This is a genomic window from Microbacterium sp. AK031 (assembly GCF_024807145.1).
GTDB lineage: Bacteria > Actinomycetota > Actinomycetes > Actinomycetales > Microbacteriaceae > Microbacterium.
Window position 1 is genome coordinate 187,500 of record NZ_JANUCA010000002.1, and the last position, 17,126, is coordinate 204,625.

17 protein-coding genes and 1 pseudogene are annotated in these 17,126 nt (G+C 67.2%); 9 read left to right on the forward strand and 9 right to left on the reverse strand.

Going from position 1 to position 17,126, the window contains the following annotated elements; genetic code table 11:
• The first annotated feature begins 24 nt into the window (after positions 1-24).
• The 5 genes from HDC95_RS06195 to HDC95_RS06215 all read left to right on the forward strand — a co-directional run bounded on the left by HDC95_RS06195 (position 25) and on the right by HDC95_RS06215 (position 4,823).
• On the forward strand, positions 25-594 hold the full coding sequence (locus HDC95_RS06195) for a TetR/AcrR family transcriptional regulator (RefSeq protein WP_259062419.1): 570 nt from the start codon (positions 25-27) through the stop codon (positions 592-594).
• 17 nt (positions 595-611) lie between these two features.
• Positions 612-1,697, forward strand: coding sequence for an alpha/beta hydrolase (locus tag HDC95_RS06200; RefSeq protein WP_259062421.1), 1,086 nt, complete (start codon positions 612-614; stop codon positions 1,695-1,697).
• Between the two features lie 78 nt (positions 1,698-1,775).
• Positions 1,776-2,642, forward strand: coding sequence for a tryptophan 2,3-dioxygenase (locus tag HDC95_RS06205; RefSeq protein ID WP_259062423.1), 867 nt, complete (start codon positions 1,776-1,778; stop codon positions 2,640-2,642).
• Positions 2,642-3,589 (forward strand): hydrolase, encoded by a 948-nt coding sequence (locus HDC95_RS06210; RefSeq protein WP_259062424.1) that lies wholly within the window; start codon positions 2,642-2,644, stop codon positions 3,587-3,589. The genes HDC95_RS06205 and HDC95_RS06210 overlap by 1 nt, the downstream gene beginning before the upstream one ends.
• Position 3,590: 1 nt before the next feature.
• Positions 3,591-4,823 (forward strand): kynureninase, encoded by a 1,233-nt coding sequence (locus HDC95_RS06215; RefSeq protein ID WP_259062425.1) that lies wholly within the window; start codon positions 3,591-3,593, stop codon positions 4,821-4,823.
• Between the two features lie 13 nt (positions 4,824-4,836).
• On the opposite strand, the gene HDC95_RS06220 is transcribed toward HDC95_RS06215, so the two are convergent.
• Together HDC95_RS06220 and HDC95_RS06225 are read right to left on the reverse strand one after the other, a co-directional pair.
• Positions 4,837-5,322 carry an FBP domain-containing protein gene (locus HDC95_RS06220; protein WP_259062426.1) on the reverse strand — a complete coding sequence of 162 codons (486 nt, stop codon included), beginning with the start codon at positions 5,320-5,322 and terminating at the stop codon, positions 4,837-4,839.
• A gap of 264 nt (positions 5,323-5,586) precedes the next feature.
• Positions 5,587-9,102 carry a bifunctional proline dehydrogenase/L-glutamate gamma-semialdehyde dehydrogenase gene (locus tag HDC95_RS06225; protein ID WP_259062427.1) on the reverse strand — a complete coding sequence of 1,172 codons (3,516 nt, stop codon included), beginning with the start codon at positions 9,100-9,102 and terminating at the stop codon, positions 5,587-5,589.
• A gap of 146 nt (positions 9,103-9,248) precedes the next feature.
• Between HDC95_RS06225 and HDC95_RS06230 the strand changes: the two genes are divergently transcribed.
• The gene (locus tag HDC95_RS06230) at positions 9,249-10,139 is read left to right on the forward strand and encodes a LysR family transcriptional regulator (RefSeq protein ID WP_259062428.1); all 891 of its coding nucleotides are present in this window, start codon (positions 9,249-9,251) and stop codon (positions 10,137-10,139) included.
• A 215-nt stretch (positions 10,140-10,354) separates the two neighbouring features.
• Here HDC95_RS06230 and HDC95_RS06235 read toward each other — a convergent pair whose 3' ends face one another.
• Positions 10,355-10,900 (reverse strand): putative glycolipid-binding domain-containing protein, encoded by a 546-nt coding sequence (locus HDC95_RS06235; protein ID WP_259062429.1) that lies wholly within the window; start codon positions 10,898-10,900, stop codon positions 10,355-10,357.
• Positions 10,901-11,115: 215 nt separating this feature from the next.
• A complete protein-coding gene (locus HDC95_RS06240) occupies positions 11,116-11,418 on the reverse strand; it encodes a hypothetical protein (protein ID WP_259062430.1) in 303 nt (100 codons plus the stop codon).
• A gap of 112 nt (positions 11,419-11,530) precedes the next feature.
• Here HDC95_RS06240 and HDC95_RS06245 point away from each other — a divergent pair, with 112 nt between their 5' ends.
• The gene (locus HDC95_RS06245) at positions 11,531-11,875 is read left to right on the forward strand and encodes a hypothetical protein (protein WP_259062431.1); all 345 of its coding nucleotides are present in this window, start codon (positions 11,531-11,533) and stop codon (positions 11,873-11,875) included.
• A gap of 28 nt (positions 11,876-11,903) precedes the next feature.
• Here HDC95_RS06245 and HDC95_RS06250 read toward each other — a convergent pair whose 3' ends face one another.
• Positions 11,904-12,305 carry a hypothetical protein gene (locus HDC95_RS06250; protein WP_259062432.1) on the reverse strand — a complete coding sequence of 134 codons (402 nt, stop codon included), beginning with the start codon at positions 12,303-12,305 and terminating at the stop codon, positions 11,904-11,906.
• 153 nt (positions 12,306-12,458) lie between these two features.
• Here HDC95_RS06250 and HDC95_RS06255 point away from each other — a divergent pair, with 153 nt between their 5' ends.
• Positions 12,459-13,844 (forward strand): MFS transporter, encoded by a 1,386-nt coding sequence (locus tag HDC95_RS06255; RefSeq protein ID WP_259062433.1) that lies wholly within the window; start codon positions 12,459-12,461, stop codon positions 13,842-13,844.
• Between the two features lie 15 nt (positions 13,845-13,859).
• Here HDC95_RS06255 and HDC95_RS06260 read toward each other — a convergent pair.
• Positions 13,860-13,982 (reverse strand): annotated as a pseudogene (locus HDC95_RS06260) (SDR family oxidoreductase); the annotation flags it as partial.
• On the opposite strand from HDC95_RS06260, the gene HDC95_RS06265 reads away from it, so the two are divergent.
• Complete coding sequence (locus tag HDC95_RS06265; protein WP_259062837.1) at positions 13,947-14,291, forward strand: zinc-binding dehydrogenase; 345 nt, start codon at positions 13,947-13,949, stop codon at positions 14,289-14,291. The pseudogene HDC95_RS06260 and the gene HDC95_RS06265 sit on opposite strands and share 36 nt — an antisense overlap.
• A 20-nt stretch (positions 14,292-14,311) precedes the next feature.
• On the opposite strand, the gene HDC95_RS06270 is transcribed toward HDC95_RS06265, so the two are convergent.
• The 3 genes from HDC95_RS06270 to HDC95_RS06280 form a co-directional block, all read right to left on the reverse strand.
• Positions 14,312-14,818 (reverse strand): MarR family winged helix-turn-helix transcriptional regulator, encoded by a 507-nt coding sequence (locus tag HDC95_RS06270; protein WP_259062434.1) that lies wholly within the window; start codon positions 14,816-14,818, stop codon positions 14,312-14,314.
• A gap of 77 nt (positions 14,819-14,895) precedes the next feature.
• A complete protein-coding gene (locus tag HDC95_RS06275) occupies positions 14,896-15,351 on the reverse strand; it encodes a MarR family winged helix-turn-helix transcriptional regulator (protein WP_259062435.1) in 456 nt (151 codons plus the stop codon).
• Position 15,352: 1 nt separating this feature from the next.
• Entirely contained in the window at positions 15,353-17,068 is a 1,716-nt protein-coding gene (locus tag HDC95_RS06280) for an MDR family MFS transporter (protein ID WP_259062436.1), read from the reverse strand.
• Between the last annotated feature and the right edge of the window lie 58 nt (positions 17,069-17,126).

Consider the following 17,126-nt stretch of genomic DNA (forward strand, 5'->3'; position numbering starts at 1 on the left):
AGATTCACGACCGGAGACTTCACCATGCCGACACCCGACCGCACTTCGCTTGACGAGATCATCGCCGCAGGGCGTGAGATCCTCGAGGCGGCAGGCCCGTCCGGTCTGACGATGCAGGCCGTGGCGCTCCGCGTTGGAGTGCGTGCGCCCTCGCTGTACAAGCGCGTGCGCGACAGGGATGCACTGATCGCCGCCGTCGCCGAATCCGTCATCGACGACCTGGCGGACGAGCTCGAACGCGTCGAGCAGGACGGCATCGAGCACGACAGGACCGATGAGCTGCTCGCTGGCCTGGCAACGGCCTACCGTGCGTTCGCCCGTGCACACCCGGAAGGGTTCCGCGTGATGTTCACGGCATCCGCTCCGCTGGCATCGCTCGACCGCGCGGCCGGCCCGGTTCTCCGCGCCAGCGCCGCACTCGCCGGCGAAGAGCATGCTCTGGAGGCCGCGCGTCTGCTCACCGCCTGGATGACCGGATTCCTGCAGATGGAGCTCGCCGGCGCCTTCCGCCTCGGCGGCGACGTCGACCAGGCGTTCGAATACGGTCTCACCCGTCTCGTCCGAAGCCTGGAGGTCGACGTTCTGCCACACTGATCCGTGGAGGGGATTCCATGACCACGCTCACGCACGAAAACGACGTCCACGAAGACGATGCAGGCGACAGTGATGACCGCCCGAAGAAGGCGCACCGTCGCTGGTTCAAGACTCGAGTCACGCTCGCAATCATCATCGCCGTCGCGCTGATCGTGGCGATCATCGGGGCGATCACTCCGTGGCCTTCCGCCATGGTGATCCGGGCGGTCTTCACCCAGGGTGGCGACGCCACCGCCGCCGAGATGGAAAAGCACGTGCCCGACGCGTCGCTCACCGAGACGCTCGATGTCGCTTACGCCGATGAGGGCGTCGACACGACCATGGACGTCTTCACCCCGGCATCCGCCACCGGCCCCCTCCCCACGATCGTCTGGATCCACGGCGGAGCCTGGATCTCGGGCTCGAAGGAGAACGTCGACCCGTACATGCGCATCCTCGCCGCCGAGGGCTATACGACGATCGCCGTGAACTACACGCTCGGCCCGGAGGGCTTCTACCCGAAGGCCGTGCATCAGATCAACGAGGCTCTCGGGTACATCGACGAGCACGCCGCAGACCTGGGCGTCGACCCCACCCAGATCGTACTCGCGGGAGATTCCGCCGGCGGACAGCTGGCCAGCCAGATGGCGACGCTCATCACGAGCCCCGACTACGCCGAGATCATGGACATCACCCCGGCCCTCTCCGCCGACCAGGTGGTCGCGACCGTGCTGAACTGCGGCGTCTACGATCTCGCGGCCCTCGCCGAACTCGACGGCATCGTCGGATGGGGCTTCAAGTCGTCGATGTGGGCCTATGCCGGCACCAAGACGTGGGCTGAGGACTCCTCAGGCGCGACGATGTCGACCGTGAACTGGGTGACGGAGGACTTCCCCACCACGTACATCTCAGGAGGCAACGGCGACGGTCTCACCTGGCTGCAGTCGATCCCGATGGCCGACCGGCTGAACGAGCTGGGCGTCGACGTGACGACGCAGTTCTGGCCTGCACCGCACGAACCGCAGCTTCCGCACGAGTACCAGTTCCACCTCGACATGCCGGATGCGCAGACGGCGCTGCAGAAGACGATCGACTTCCTGGGTGCGAACACCACCCAGCCCTGACTCCTGACCGATCCGCGCACGACGAATCCGCGTTCGGCCCTGACGGCCGACGGCCTGTTCGGGATAGCCTCGAGCATCATGGGAACTGAAGAATCGGACACCGCCAACGAGCGTGCGCTCGAAGACGGGATCGTCACCGACCTGACCGGGCGGATGACCTACGGCTCGTACCTCGGATTGGACGAGCTGCTGAACGCGCAGCATCCCGTCAGCAGCCCTGAGCACCACGACGAGATGCTGTTCATCATCCAGCACCAGACGACCGAGCTCTGGTTGAAGCAGCTGCTGCACGAGCTCGGGTCTGCCCGCACTCTGCTCGCGAGCGATGACCTGCGCGAGGCGCTCAAGAGGGTCGCGCGGGTCAAGCGTATCCAGGACGTCATGACGCAGCAGTGGTCGGTGCTGGCGACTCTCACTCCGACCGAATATGCGCAGTTCCGTGGAGCGCTGGGCAACTCGTCCGGGTTCCAGTCGGTGCAGTACCGTGCGGTGGAGTTCGCGCTCGGGAACAAGAACGAGCGGATGCTGTCGGTCTTCCGCGATCACCCGGCGAACCTGGCACTGCTGACGGCCCAGTTCGAACGGCCGACGCTGTACGACGAGTTCCTGCGCTACGCGGCCCGGCGCGGACTGCCGATCCCGAGCGAGATCCTGGAGCGCGACGTGCGCGAGCCGTACCGACCGCATCCATCGCTCGTGCCGGCGATCCAGGAGATCTACGAGAACCCGCGGACCCACTGGGATCTCTACGAGGCGTGCGAGGACCTGGTCGACCTCGAGGACAACTTCCAGTTCTGGCGCTTCCGGCATCTGAAGACCGTCACGCGCACGATCGGCATGAAGCCCGGCACCGGAGGCTCCAGCGGCGTCGGATTCCTTCAGCGGGCGCTGGAGCTGACCTTCTTCCCCGAGCTCTACACCGTGCGCACCGAGCTCGGCGGCTGATGGCGGCCGCGGTCACTTATTTCGACGGCGCGATGCTGCGAGAGGGGACGGCGTCAGGCGACGCCGATCGAATCGTCGTGCGCCCAGGGCAGGCCCCGGCCGGGGCACCTCTCCTCGAGGGAATCATCACGGGCCTGTTCGCCGACCACCACGTGCACCTGCAGCTCGTGGACCCGAGTGCACTCGCCTCGAGCCGGCTCGGCAGAGTGATCGACCTCGGGGCGGACGTCGATGTGATGCGCCGATACAAGGCCCGGTTCGAGAACGACGGTGTCGAAGTCGAATACGCCGGACCCTTCCTCACCGCGGTCGGCGGGTACCCGTCAGACCGCGACTGGGCTCCGGACCGAGCGGTGCATCAGGTGCAGGATGCCGCGGATGCGGCGGCGGTGATCGGCGCACTCGCCGCAGCGGGTGTCGGCTGCATCAAGGTCGTCGGCAACAGTGACGCGGGTCCGGTGCTGGATGACGAGCTGTTCCGCGCGGTCGTGCGCGAAGCCGCCGAGCACAGGCTGCCGGTCGTCGCGCATGCCGAGGGTGCAGGGCAGGCGCAGCGCGTCGCACGGCTGGGTGCCGCACGTCTGGCGCACTCGCCCTTCTCCGAGCGTCTCAGCGATGAGGAGATCGAGCTGCAGGCGGCATCCGTCTCGTGGATCTCGACGATGGCGATCCACGAGGGCGAGCCGTACGCGCATGTGGTCGACAACGTGCGCCGGTTCGTGGCTGCCGGCGGTGAGCTCGTTTACGGCAGCGACATGGGAAACGGCGACACCCCGGTCGATCTGAGGGACTCGGAGATCGCTGCCCTTCGCGACGCCGGCATGGAGGGGATCGATCTGCTGCGCGCCCTCGCCCCGGCGGCGATCGGATCCGGCGACCTGCTCCTTCTCCCCGATGGCGACCCCGCGCACGCCCGCCGTCTCACCCCCGCCGATCTGGAGGCCTGACATGACTGATCTCCTCGCCGAAGCTCAGGGCCTCGACGCTCGCGATCCTCTCGCCGCCCACCTGGATGAGTTCGTCGACGCTCCTGGCGTCACCGCCTACCTCGACGGCAACTCCCTCGGGCGGCCGCTGCGATCGCTCCCCGAGCGTCTCGCGGAGTTCGTCCGCGACGACTGGGGCACGCGGCTCATCCGCTCCTGGGACGAGCAGTGGATGGACCTGCCGACCGAGCTCGGCGACCGCATCGGGCGAGTCGCCATCGGCGCTGCCGCCGGACAGACGGTCGTGGCCGACTCGACCACCGTGCTGCTGTACAAGCTCATGCGCGCAGCGGTCGCGGCATCTCCGGACCGTACGGAGATCCTCATCGAGGAGGGCAACTTCCCCACCGACCGGTTCGTCGCCGAGGGCGTCGCCGCAGAACGCGGCATGACGGTGCGCTGGCTCACCGCTGATCCCGTGCACGGGGTGCAGCTCGAGGATGTCGCCGCAGCGGTCTCCGAGCGGACCGCGCTCGTCGTGCTCAGTCACGTCGACTACCGCTCCGGCGCACTGGCCGACATGAAGGCGATCACGGATGCCGTGCACAGTGCAAGTGGCGGAGTCGGGGCGGGAGCCCTGATGCTGTGGGACCTGTGCCACTCCGTCGGCGTGATCCCGGTCGAACTCGACGCCTGCGGCGTCGACCTCGCGGTCGGCTGCACCTACAAGTATCTGAACGGCGGGCCCGGCTCCCCCGCCTTCGCCTACGTCAATGCGCGCCATCACGGCGTGCTGCGCCAGCCCATCCAGGGCTGGATGGGCGCGGGGGACGTGTTCGCCATGAAGTCCGAGTATGCGCCGGCCGACGGCATCCGGCAGTTCATCAGCGGCACGCCGCCGGTGCTCGGGATGCTGGCGATGCAGGGCATGCTCGATCTGATCGAAACCGCGACGATCGACGGCGTGCGCGAGAAGTCGAAGACCCTCACCGAGTTCGCCGTGCGGGCGTTCGACGACGTGCTCGCACCACTCGACGTTCGCCTGCTGAGCCCGCGCGACGCCGAGAATCGCGGCGGCCACGTGACGATCGGCCATCCGGACTTCGCCGAGGTGACGAAGACGCTGTGGCCGGACGGGGTGATTCCGGACTTCCGCTTTCCCGACGGCATCCGTCTCGGCCTGTCGCCGCTGAGCACCTCGCACGTGGAGGTGCTCAGCGGCGTGCTGGCCGTTCGCGATGCGCTCGGATCTTGAGCGGGAGAGCCGGTCAGTCGGCGACGCCGCTGAGGAACCCGCTCACGTTCTCCTGCAGACGGAGGATGCGCAGTTCGCGTGCCGTCTCACGGTCGAAGCCCTCGTAGGCGAGCGGCGGCAGCCGTCGCACGCCCTGCGAACAGCCGAACTCCGCGCAGACCAGCGTGCCGATCGTGTCGCCCTTTCGACCGGCAGCCCCCGCCTTGCGCGCAGAGTAGAACTGCACGTCATGGCGCAGGGTGACGTCCTCGCACCACGAGCACTGGGCACGCGCGAGGACGCGCTGTTCGGCTTGTTGCAGGAGGACCCCGGTGAGGACGTCGTCGACTTCAGCGACGACATATGCACGCCGAGGGAATTTGGGGTCGGACCAGCCGAGGTAGTCGATCCGGTCGAAGTCGATCTCGGCGAACCCCTGCGGGAGGGACAGAGACGAGACCTCTTTGCGGGAGGCGTTGATGAAGGAGGCGCGGATGGCGCGCTCGTCGATGGGGCGCATGAAGGAACTGCTTTCTGAAGTGAGGTGAGAAGGTCACGGCATCCGTCAGATGGATGCCGGGTATGACGAGTCACCGGCGACGGGGGTTCCGCCTCCGGCTCGCACTCAGCCTCTGCCGCCGGCGCTGAACGCGCCTGCAACCGCCTTCCGCGCCCTCAGGACGCTCATCGAGAACAGCACCCGGCGAGTTTACACCCGTGCGTCGCACCCGGCGAGGCCAGCGCGACTCCTATGCAGATCGGGTTCGCCTCATCAGCGGTCTCCTCAGGCAGACTGCGCGGTGAGCGCTGCGATGTCGTGACGGTGCGGGGTACCGAAACGGTGGGACGAGATGGACACAGCCTGCTCTCGCAGGTGCGGCAGCAACTCGATCCTGCCGGCCGAGAGCACAGGTCCCGCGTATACGGCGACCGCCGGCGAGCCGCCGGTGGCCGCGGCTGTGGCTAGAAGATCGCCGCCGACCAGGCGGATACGACCGCCGCCACTCTCGGCGAGGCGTGCCGCGCGGGCGGCCCACCGCGATGCGTCCTCCACGGCAATGACGACGCCGGCCATCTCGGCCCAACGCGTGACCGAAGCCGGAAGCGCGGTTGCCGCGCTGATGTTGATGCGGCCGCCTGCGCGGAGTCCGGCCGCGATCACACGGACCGCCTCGGCGACGCTCGCCTGCTCCAGGCGGATCGTCACAGGGACGACGTCGTAGCGCAGCGCGTTCTGCTCAGTGGTGAGAGCTGTGACGTCGCGCACAGCGCCGAATTCGTCGCGCCAGGCGGCGACATCGGTCGAGAGAGCGCCCTGCAGCCAGGCGGCATCAGCCTCTGGATCCGTCGCCTTCGCGAGAGCATCCTTCGCCTTTTCGAGGGCCTCGAGCGCGGCGCGGGAGACGGCATCCTTCGGTGCATCAGCGGTGACCAGCGCATCATCCCAGTCCGACAGTCCGATCAGGTAGCTCGGGCCACCGGCCATGGTGCCTGTACCGACAGCGGCCTTCTTCCAACCTCCGAACGGCTGGCGCTGCACGATCGCGCCGGTGGTGCCGCGGTTGACGTAGAGGTTGCCGGCCTGCACGGTCGCGAGCCACTGCGCGATCTCTTCGTCGTCGAGCGAGTGCAGACCGCTGGTGAGGCCGTAGTCGATCGCATTGACCATAGCGGTCGCCTCGTCGAGCGAGTTCGCCGTCATGACGCCGAGTACCGGACCGAAGTACTCGGTGAGGTGGAACGGGCTGCCTGCGACGACACCCTCGCGGATGCCCGGACGCCAAAGTGCACCGTCTTCATCGAGCTTCTTGGGCTCGATGACCCAGCTCTCGCCCGGCTCGAGAGTGGTGAGCGCGTGCAGCAGCTTGCCTTCGGCCGGACCGATCAGAGGCCCGATTCGCGTTGAGCCCTCCCACGGCTGGCCGACTCGATAGGAACCGACCGCGTCGATGAGCTGGCGGCGGAACCGCTCGCTGCGCGCCACGGATCCGACGAGGATGACGAGAGATGCGGCGGAGCACTTCTGACCTGCGTGTCCGAACGCGGAATACGCGACGTCCTTCGCGGCGAGGTCGAGATCGGCGCTCGGGGTGACGATGATGGCGTTCTTGCCGCTCGTCTCGGCCAGCAGCGGCAGATCGGGGCGGAAGCTGCGGAACAGCTCCGCCGTCTCGTAGCCGCCGGTGAGGATGACGCGCTCAACGGCAGGACTGCTGATGAGCTGCGTGCCGAGCTCACGCCCGTCGAGCTGCACGTACTGCAGCACGTCACGCGGCACTCCGGCCTCCCACAGGGCCTCGATCATGACGGCGCCGGAGCGGCGGGCCTGACGCGCGGGCTTGATGATCACCGCGGAGCCTGCAGCGAGCGCGGACAGCGTGGAGCCGGCGGGGATGGCCACCGGGAAGTTCCATGGTGGCGTGACGACGGTGAGTCCGACCGGCTTGTGGGTCGCGCCCTCGATGGCTTCGATGCGCTTCGCACTCTCGGCGTAGTAGTGCGCGAAGTCGATGGCCTCAGACACCTCGGGGTCGCCCTGTTCGAGCACCTTGCCGCACTCGGAGCCCATGACCTCGAGCAGCTCGGCGCGTCGCGCCTGGAGGATGTCGCCCGCGCGATGCAGGATCTCCGCCCGCCCCGCGGCGCCGAGCGCCCCCCAGCTCTCACCGGCCGCTGCGGCCGTGGCGATGACCTTCTCGAGGGCGCCGGCATCCGACAGCGTGTTCGCCTTGACCGTCTCGTCGCCGAGGGCCGACGACTGCATGCGGGAGCGGATGCTGTCGCCCCAGGCGCGGTTCGCCGCCAGGCTCGGGTCGGTGTCAGGGGTGTTCGTGAAGGAATCACGTGCGGCAGCGGGCTGCTCGACGGTGCGGTCCTGGATGCGGTTCGACACAGGGACGTCGGTGGGCATCGACTGGATCGATGCCAGGAAGCGGTCGCGCTCACGCGCGAACAGCGCTGGCTCGTCGTCGAGTTCGAACACGGCCGACATGAAGTTCTCCGTCGACGCGCCCTCTTCCAGCCGGCGGATCAGATAGGCGATCGCGACGTCGAACTCGGCCGGGTGCACGACGGGCGTGTACAGCAGCAATGAGCCGACGGTGCGCCGCACGACGCTCGCCTGGGCGGTTGCCATGCCCAGCAGCATCTCGAACTCGATGCTCTTGGTCGCCGTGCCCGCCGAGACGATCCCCCGTCGATTCGCGAGCAGCCAGGCGAGAGCGATGTCGAACAGGTTGTGACCGGCGATGCCGATGCGCACGTTCTTCACACGCTCCGGGCGCAGCGCGTAGTCGAGCACGGCCTTGTACGACGCGTCAGAGGCCTGCTTGCTGTCCCAGGTCGCGAGCGGCCAGTCGTGGGTCTCGGCGTCCACGCGCTCCATCGGTAGGTTGGCGCCCTTCACGACGCGAACCTTGATCGGCGCTCCGCCGGCCGCCACGCGCTCGGCAGACCACTCCTGCAGCCGGATCATGGAGCCGAGCGCATCCGGCAGGTAGGCCTGCAGCACGATGCCGGCCTCGAGACCGCGGAACTCCTCGCGGTCCAGGATCGAGGTGAAGACGGCGATCGTGAGGTCGAGGTCTTTGAACTCCTCCATGTCGAGGTTGATGAACTTGCCGCCGCGGGTCTTCGCGATGCGGAAGAGCGGGATGAGTGCCTCAGCCGCATGCTCGACGGCTTCGTCGAACGCCCAGGGCGTGTGCGGGGCGACCGTCGAGGACACTTTGATCGAGACGTAGTCGACGTCGTCGCGTTCGAGGAGTCGGCGAGTTCCCGCCAGACGCCGTGCGGCCTCGTCCTCGCCGAGGATCGCCTCGCCCAGGAGGTTGATGTTCAGATGCACGCCCTCGTCGGCGCGGATGCGACGGATCGCCTTGCCGAGCTTGGCATCGGTCGCGTCGACGATCAGGTGCCGCACCATGCCGCGCAGCACGCGGCGGCTGATCGGCACGACGATGCCGGGGAAGGCCGGCGCGAGCGCACCGCCGAGGCGGATGAGTCCGCGCAGCGCCACAGGAAGGAACTTCGGGGTGAGCGGAACCAGATCGCGCAGGTTGTGCGCGGCGACCTTCAGATCCTCGGGCCGCACCACCCCGTCGACGAAGCCGACGGTGAAGTCGAGCCCGTTCGGATCGCTGAGCACACCGGCCAGACGTGCGGCGGACGTATCCGTCGGCACCTCGCGGCTCTCGACCAGCCAGCGCTGCACGAGCGCGATCGCGTCGTCGGCGAGTTCTGCGAGCTCGGCGTGCTCGGTAGGGGCCTGCCCCGTCGGGGCAGATGTCACGTCAGTCATCGGGTCTCCTCACTCCAGCGTGCGGCGGCCACCTCAGCGATCGTGCCGCACCTTCTCGTCTCAGTGTGGAGTCGCGGTATCATTCGTGAAAAGCGAGCGTTTACGATTGATAATGTTCGATTCTCTCGATGAATGTGAGGCGCTCCATGTTCGAGCTGCGACGACTGCGTCTGCTGCACGAGTTGGCGCTGCGCGGCACGATCTCTGACGTCGCCGCGGCGCTCGCCTACAGCCCGTCGACCGTGTCCCAACAACTCGCCCAGCTCGAACGTGAGGCGGGGGTGCCGTTGCTCGAACCCGACGGTAGGCGCGTCAGACTCACGATGCAAGGGCGCCTGCTCGCCGCGCACGCGGCGCGCGCTCTGGAGCTCGATGAGGCCGCCCGCGCCGAGCTCTCGACGAGCGTGCGGGCCGAGGAACGAGTGCGGATCGCGGTGATGCCGACGGCCGCCGAGGCGCTGGTTCCGCCCGCGCTCACGCTGCTGGCCGCTCGGATGCCGCAGCTGCGCGTCGAAATGGTGCAGATGGCTCCCGAGGAGGGGCTGTTCGAGTTGCAGGCCCGAGCGTTCGATCTCGTGGTCGCCGAGCAGTACGGCGGCCACACGCGTGAGCTTCGGGACGGGATCGATCGCACGCTGCTCGGCAGCGATCCTGTGCGCCTCGCGGTTCCGCCGTCGTCCACGGCGACTGCCTTGACCGATCTGCGCGACAGCGCCTGGGTGATGGAGCCCGAAGGAACGGCGGTGCGGCGGTGGTCGGTGCAGCAGTGCCGTGGTGCGGGGTTCGAACCCGATGTGCGATTCGAGGCCACCGACCTCATCGCGCACACCCGGCTGGTGGCCGCCGGCCACGCCGTGGCCGTGCTGCCCGATCTGGTGTGGACAGGTGATCGTGCGTCGGTACGTCTGGTGGAGCTGCCCGGATCCCCCGTGCGCGAGATCTTCGCGGCGACGCGATCGTCCTCGCGCGACAATGCGGCGGTCGCCGCCGTACGCGACGCGATGGCCGACGCACTCTCCGCACATCGACCTCGGTGAGGCGGCCGCCTTCGAGAAGATCACACCCAGGTCACCTCGGCGGTCGCGAGGACGGTGTCCGCGCTGTCCAGCGCTGTGACCTTCGTGGCGGCGCCCTCGGTCCGCCCGGCGAATCGCAGCGGTCGATCGACCAGGACCGGCGCATCTTCCGCCTCGGCATCGCCGTGCGTCTGGACGAGCTGCGCGAGCGGCTGCTGTCGCGGCGCGGGCAGTAGCTACTGCGGCGCCAGAGGTGGCTCGTCCACTGCGCGTGTGAACAAGCCCGGATACTCGACGACCAGGCCATTCACGTCCACCGTGAGCGATCGACGGAAATCCGAGTCGCGCGACTCGTAGAGATACTCGTTCTCGCTGATCCGCGTGTAGCGCTGCGGGTCTGGCGTGACCTCGAGCTCGGGCATCCGGATGTAGGCAGTGATGATGTCGGCGCTCTCACCGATATCGAGGCGGAGCCGACGGATGGGCAGAGTATTGCTGAACGGGGAAGCGGAGATGTCGACCTCCCGCGCGTCGCGCAGGTCGGAGCGCGCTTCTTCTGAGACTTCCCACCCCCGATCGGTGCGGTGAACATCGAGTTCGCGCCCGCCCGCGCGAACGACGATGCCGGTGAACTCCCAGTCCTCGGTTGCGCGCAGCGTATACGAGCACGCCGCCGCGCCGCCGTGGATCCTGCTTTCGACGAGCACACCACGCGGCCCTTCCTCGATCCGACACGACTCGCTGGACGCAGTCTCCACGCCTTTCCACACGATCGTCGTCATCTCTCCTCCACAGAGATTCAAGCTGGCTTCTTGCGCAGACGCCAGTGCGCACGGGCAGCCCGAGTCAGCGGTTCGCTTCGACGCCGAACGTCTCCCTGCCCGTCTGCGCGAAAGGGGGCGGTCCGCGCGGCCCGAAGATGAGGATCAATTCCGTCGGAGCATCCGTTTCGTTGCGCGACCAGCATGAGCACAGCGCTGATCCGGAAGGGCACTCGCTAGCCCCAACCCTCGAACGCGTCGATTGGCAGTGCCACCAGCGGTGTGAAGATCAGCGTCGGCAGCGTCAGCCCGAGAGCGAGACCGACCTGCGGGAAGCTGCCGAGGAACGCCCGGCTGCGCGGCGATGCGACGCCGAGCACAGCATACGTCGGCAAGAGCCCGATGGCGAAGGTCGCCGCTCCCATGGTGATGAGTGAGACGACCAACATCCGCTTGCGTCCGATCCGACCGCCGAAATGGCCCAACACGATCGACCCGAGATGTATATGGTTGGCGCCGATGCATCGCGGATACACCATGACTATGTGCGATCACCGTGCCGCAATGTTTCGCCAGGTGTCGCCCTCGCTTCTCCGTAGCGCGCGCTCGACTTACTCTTGCTGGACCAGTCCCGAGAATCAGGAGCTCATCGTGTCCACCCCGCTGCACCGCCTTTCACCCCTCGAGGTGACGGAGCGCGCGGCGTGCATGTGCGACCACGACGATGTGTGCTCCTCGTTCGCGCCGGGGCATGCGCTGCACCTGATCCAGGCGCGCCTCGCGTCGGCGACGCCGAGCGACTGGATCGATGGCATCGTCGAGCATGCGGATGCCGTCACCGGCGCGCTACGAGTGCGCGCACTGGATGGCGGTCAGCACTCGCTCTGGAACGCGTCGGGCGCCGCGCTGGAGGCACCGACAGGCACGCCGGTGGCTCTGCACTCGCGGTACCACGTGCTCGCAGTCGGGCGCGTGCAGTTCAACGTCGCCGTCTGACGCTTCGCGTCGCAGAACGACACTGCGGTCAGGCGGCAGCCATCATCATGTTCTTCATGTCCATGCAGGCTTCCATGCACGCCTTGCAGGACTGGGCGCACATCTTGCAGACCTCACTGTGCGCGGCGTGCTCCATGCACTCCTCCATGCACATCTGACACATCGCGATGCAGGCGTCGAGCATCGCCATCATCACCGCCGGCGTCATCCCCTGCATCCGCATCATCGAGCGCATCATGGTGTTGCACATATCCGCACAGTTCATGCACGCCGGGGCGCAGTCCATCATCTGCACAGAGCACACCGTGCACGCCTGCTCACAGGCCGAGCACGCATCCATGCACGCCTGCATGACCGCCATGTCCATCGTCGCCATCCCTGGCATCGCCTTCATGTCAGCCGACATGGCGCCCATCATCATCGAATCCATCGCGCACCGCTTTCGTCAGGGCCTTCGCCTTCGAGAAGCGGGCAGGAGACCCGCCTGCGGCCAGCGTAATCCTGTTGGGTGCAGACGTCGATGGGTGTCATCGATTGTCATCCGACGAGGCCGCGCCGCTCGACCAGGGCGTATTCTCGGCGTGTGTCATCGTTCTCCGCCGTCCAGCGGCTCGTCATCACCATCGCCGTCCTCGCCTCGTTCGTGACCTTCCTCGACGGCACCGTCGTCACCGTGGCGCTTCCTGCCATCAGGGACGAGCTCGGCGGCGGCATCACGACTCAGCAGTGGGTGGTCGATGCGTACCTGATCACGCTCAGCGCCCTCATCCTGCTCGCAGGTTCGCTGTCGGATGCGTACGGCCGCGTGCGCATCATGCGGATCGGCCTCATCGCCTTCGGCATCGCATCCGTGGCGGTCGCGGTGGCACCGGAACCCCTTACACTCATCATCGCCCGCGCCCTCCAGGGTGCCGCAGGAGCCCTGCTCGTTCCGAGTTCGCTCGCTCTCATCATGGCGACCATGCGTGGCGAGCTGCAGTCGCGGGCGATCGGCGTGTGGACAGCATTCACGACAGGCGCGCAGATCGCCGGCCCGCTTCTCGGCGGACTGTTCGTCGACCTGCTGTCATGGCGGTTCGTGTTCCTCATCAACGTCGTCCCGATCGGCATCACACTGGTCCTGCTCGCGCGGCTGCACCTGCCCGATCAGCCGCGCGGCGCGCGCGTGGACTGGTGGAGCGGAATGCTGTGCGCATTCGGTCTCGGCGCAGTGGTGTTCGCGCTCATCGAGCAGCCCAACCTCGGCTGGACGTCGCCTGCGATCTGGCTGCCCGGCGTGATCGGCGTCGCCCTGTTCGTCGCCTTCCTGATGCGCCAGCCGCGCTCCCCCGCGCCACTGATGCCGCTCTCGCTCTTCAACGCCCGCAACTTCGCCTGGGGCAATCTCGCCACGCTGTTCATCTACGCCGCACTCTCCCTCAACGGGTTCGTCATCGGTGTCTATCTGCAGGAGGGCGCGGGACTCAGCGCGACCGCCGCGGGGCTCGCGAGCCTGCCGATCACGATCCTGATGATTCTGCTCAGCTCGCAGGCGGGCGCGTGGGCGGGCAAGCTCGGCCCGCGCCTGTTCATGACGGTGGGCCCGCTGCTGATGGCCGCCGGCGCGCTTCTCCTTCTCACCGTCGCGCACGACTTCAGCTACTGGTGGCAGGTGCTCCCGTCGATGATCGTGCTCGGGCTCGGACTGTCGCTCACGGTCGCACCGTTGACCTCGGCCGTCCTCGGGGCGATCGACGAGAACCGTTCCGGCATCGCATCCGCCGTGAACAACGCCATCTCCCGCGTCGCCGGCCTCATCGTCGTCGCCATGCTGTCGACGATCGTGGGCGGCACCCTGGATCTGGATGGCTTCCACAACGCCGCCTGGGTGACGGCGGCGTTGATGGCACTGGGCGGCGTCGTCTCCTGGATCGGGATCCGGCGACTTCCGGCCCCGGCGGAGGTTCCCGAGGGCCAGATCACGCCATGAACGGCCGCCGGTCAGCGGCCTGGCGACCAGTCCGGGCGAGATCGCGTTCACACGGATGCCGTTCTCGCCGAGCTCGAGCGCGGCGTTCTTCGTGAGTCTGACATCAGCGGCGGAAACGGCGTCGACGTGGCGTTCGATGCGGCAGGCGCCGGGCCGGCGATCACGTCGGCGCTCGCAAGCCTCGTGCCAGGCGGACGGGTTGTGGTCGTAGCTATCCACGAGCGGCCGATGGAGTTCCTCCCGACGCAGCTCGTGATGGCGGAGACCGATATCACCGGCACTCTCGCTTACCTTCCCGACGACTTCGACGCCGTCATCAAGGCGATGTCCGAAGGCGTGTACGACACGACGGGCTGGGTCGACGAGGTGCCGCTGAACGGTGTCGTCGACGCGATCCACTCACTGCGAGGCGGCGTCGGGGCGAAGATTCTGGTGAAGTTCGCCTGACCCGCTCCTCACCGCTCACATCACCGCCCGAGCGCGCCGAGCAGTTCCACGAAATGATCGAGATCAGCGGGCGACCAGGCGCGCAGCCGCTCGCCGATGCGCCCTTCATAGCGCGCACGGGCGATCGCGATGCGTTCCTGCGCGAGGTCCGTCGCGACCAGCAGACGCGCGCGCCGGTCTTCGGGATCGGGGACGCTCTCGACCAGACCGAGTTCCTCCAGCTGGCGCACCTGGCGACTCACGGCCGACTTGTCGGTCTGCAGCCTCTCGATGATCGCGCTGGCAGACGTCGCCTTGCCGCTCGCGATCGAAGTCAGCACCTGATAGCCGAGCGGCTGCAGGTCCGGGTGCACTGTCACGGCGGCCTCACGCCAGCTCACGCGGATGCGCGCGAACAGCCGACCCAGCTCATGCTCGACCCGGTTGACCGCCTGGTCGAGTTCGCTGCCCTCGAGCGTCCGGTCGTCAGCTTCAGGATCGGATGCTGCGGCGCCGGACGCCACAGGTTCGGGGGACGACGCACTCATGATCGCCAGTGTACGGCGAAGCCCTGTAGCAGCACCCCGAGGACGGGTGCTGCGACGGGGCGTCACCTGGTCGTCCATCACACCTCGGCGAGAAGGCGGAAGACCTTCGATGCGGACTGCAGCTCCTCCGGCGTCAGCTCGGAGAGTATCCCGCGAAGTCGATCAGCGTGGGCGCCCCGCAGATCGGCGAGTATCTCGCACGCGGCCGGCGTCGCCGTGAGCACACGCTGCCGCCCATCGCTGTCGTCAGGACGAGATTCGAGAAGATCGAGATCCTCCAGCATCCGCACCTGGCGACTCACGACCGACTTGTCCATCTCGAAGCTGTCGGCGAGCTGGTGTGCATTCGCGCTGCCCGCCCTGGCGATGAACGTCAGCAGCTTGTAACCGGACGGCTGCAACTCCGGGTGGATCCGCGCCGCGGATTCCTTCCACAGCGACCGGGCTCTGGCGAAGATCAAGTTCAGGTTCCCCTGGAACTCTGCGAGCGCGTCGTCGATGCCGGTCGGCACCGCGGTGTCGGCGGCGGTCATGTCAGCGCCCGCTCTCGCGATCTTCGCGTTCGAGCACCGTCACGGATCCCGTCGCCGGTGACGCGGATTCGCCACCTCCGATGCGGATCGTGCCCGTGGACGTCGTCGCTCCGACCTCGGCTTCGGCCACCTCGACCGCCGATTCCTCCGCCTGATCACGCAGCATCTCCGCCGCGTTCTTCGTCGACAGCGGCTTGTTCCTGATGAACGCGATCGCGATGATCGACAGCACGGCGAGCGGGATCGCGATAATGAAGGCCTCTGCGATGCCGTGACCGTAGGCGGACTCGACGATGATGCGGATCGCCTGCGGCAGCTCGGACATGTTCGGAACGTCGCCCGATGCGAGGTGCTTCAAAGCGTCGATCTCGTCCGGCGTGGTGGGAGTGAAGCCCTTCAGCCCGCCTGCGATGTATGTGCCGACGCTGGTCGACAGCACGGATCCCATGATCGTCACGCCGATCGTGCCGGCGATCGTGCGGAAGAAGTTGACGTTCGACGAGGCGGCACCCAGCTGCGTGGGAGGCGTGTCGTTCTGAACGATCAGGGTGAGGTTCTGCATGACCATGCCGAGGCCGGCGCCGAGCACGAACATGTAAACGGCGACGAGCGGGAAGGGCGTGTCGTAGCGCAGCGTGGCCATCATGGTGACGCCGATGGTCGCGAGCACGGACCCCGTGATCATCCAGCCCTTCCATTTGCCGAACCGGCTCACCAGCTGACCGATGATGATCGAAGCGCCCATCTGACCGATGATCATCGGGATCGTCATGAGGCCGGACTCGGTCGGCGTGGCGCCTCGCGCCAGCTGGAAGTACTGCGCGAGGAAGACGGATGTGGCGAACATCGAGACGCCGATGGCGATCGAGGCGATCACCGACAGCGTGAACGTGCGGTTTCGGAACAGCGACATCGGAACGATCGGTTCCTTCACGAAGAATTCGACCGCGATGAACGCCAGGATGGCGAGGCCGGCGATGATCGCCAGTATCACGCTGGTCGACGAATCCCAGTCGAACTGACTGCCGCCCATCGACACCCAGATCAGGAGTGTCGATACTCCGACGGCGAGCAGGACGATCCCGAAGTAGTCGATCGAGACCTTGGTCCCCCGCTGAGGCTTGGGCAGGTGAAGCGTGAACTGCAGGAGGATGAGTGCCACGACCGCGAAGGGAACGCCGACGAAGAAGTTGGCGCGCCATCCCAGCGTGTCGGTGATGAGTCCGCCCAGGAGCGGGCCCCCGATGGTGCCGAGCGCCATGATGCCGCCGACGACTCCCATGTACTTGCCGCGCTCGCGAGGCGAGATGATGAGGGCCACGGCGATCATCACGAGCGACATGAGGCCACCGACGCCGATGCCCTGGATGACACGCACCGCGATGAGCATGTTGGTGTCGGTCGAGAATCCGGCGATCACGGTTCCGGCGGTGAAGAGGATGAGCGAGATCTGGACGAGGACCTTGCGGTCCATCAGATCGGCGAGCTTGCCCCAGATCGGAGTGGAGACCGCCGTGGCCAGCAGGCTCGCGGTGATGACCCAGGTGTACTGGGATTGGGTGCCGCCGAGGTCGGCGATGATGACCGGCAACGACGTCGACACGATGGTGCCGGAAAGAACTGCCACGAACATGCCGACGATGAGGCCGGAGATCGCGGTGAAGACCTCGCGTGCGGAGCGTGCGGTCTTCGAGGTGCGTGGGGTGTGGGATGTCAAGTGGAAAGCTCCTGCGTCAGAAAGTTGATCTGGGTCAACGATAGACGCTTAGTTGCTC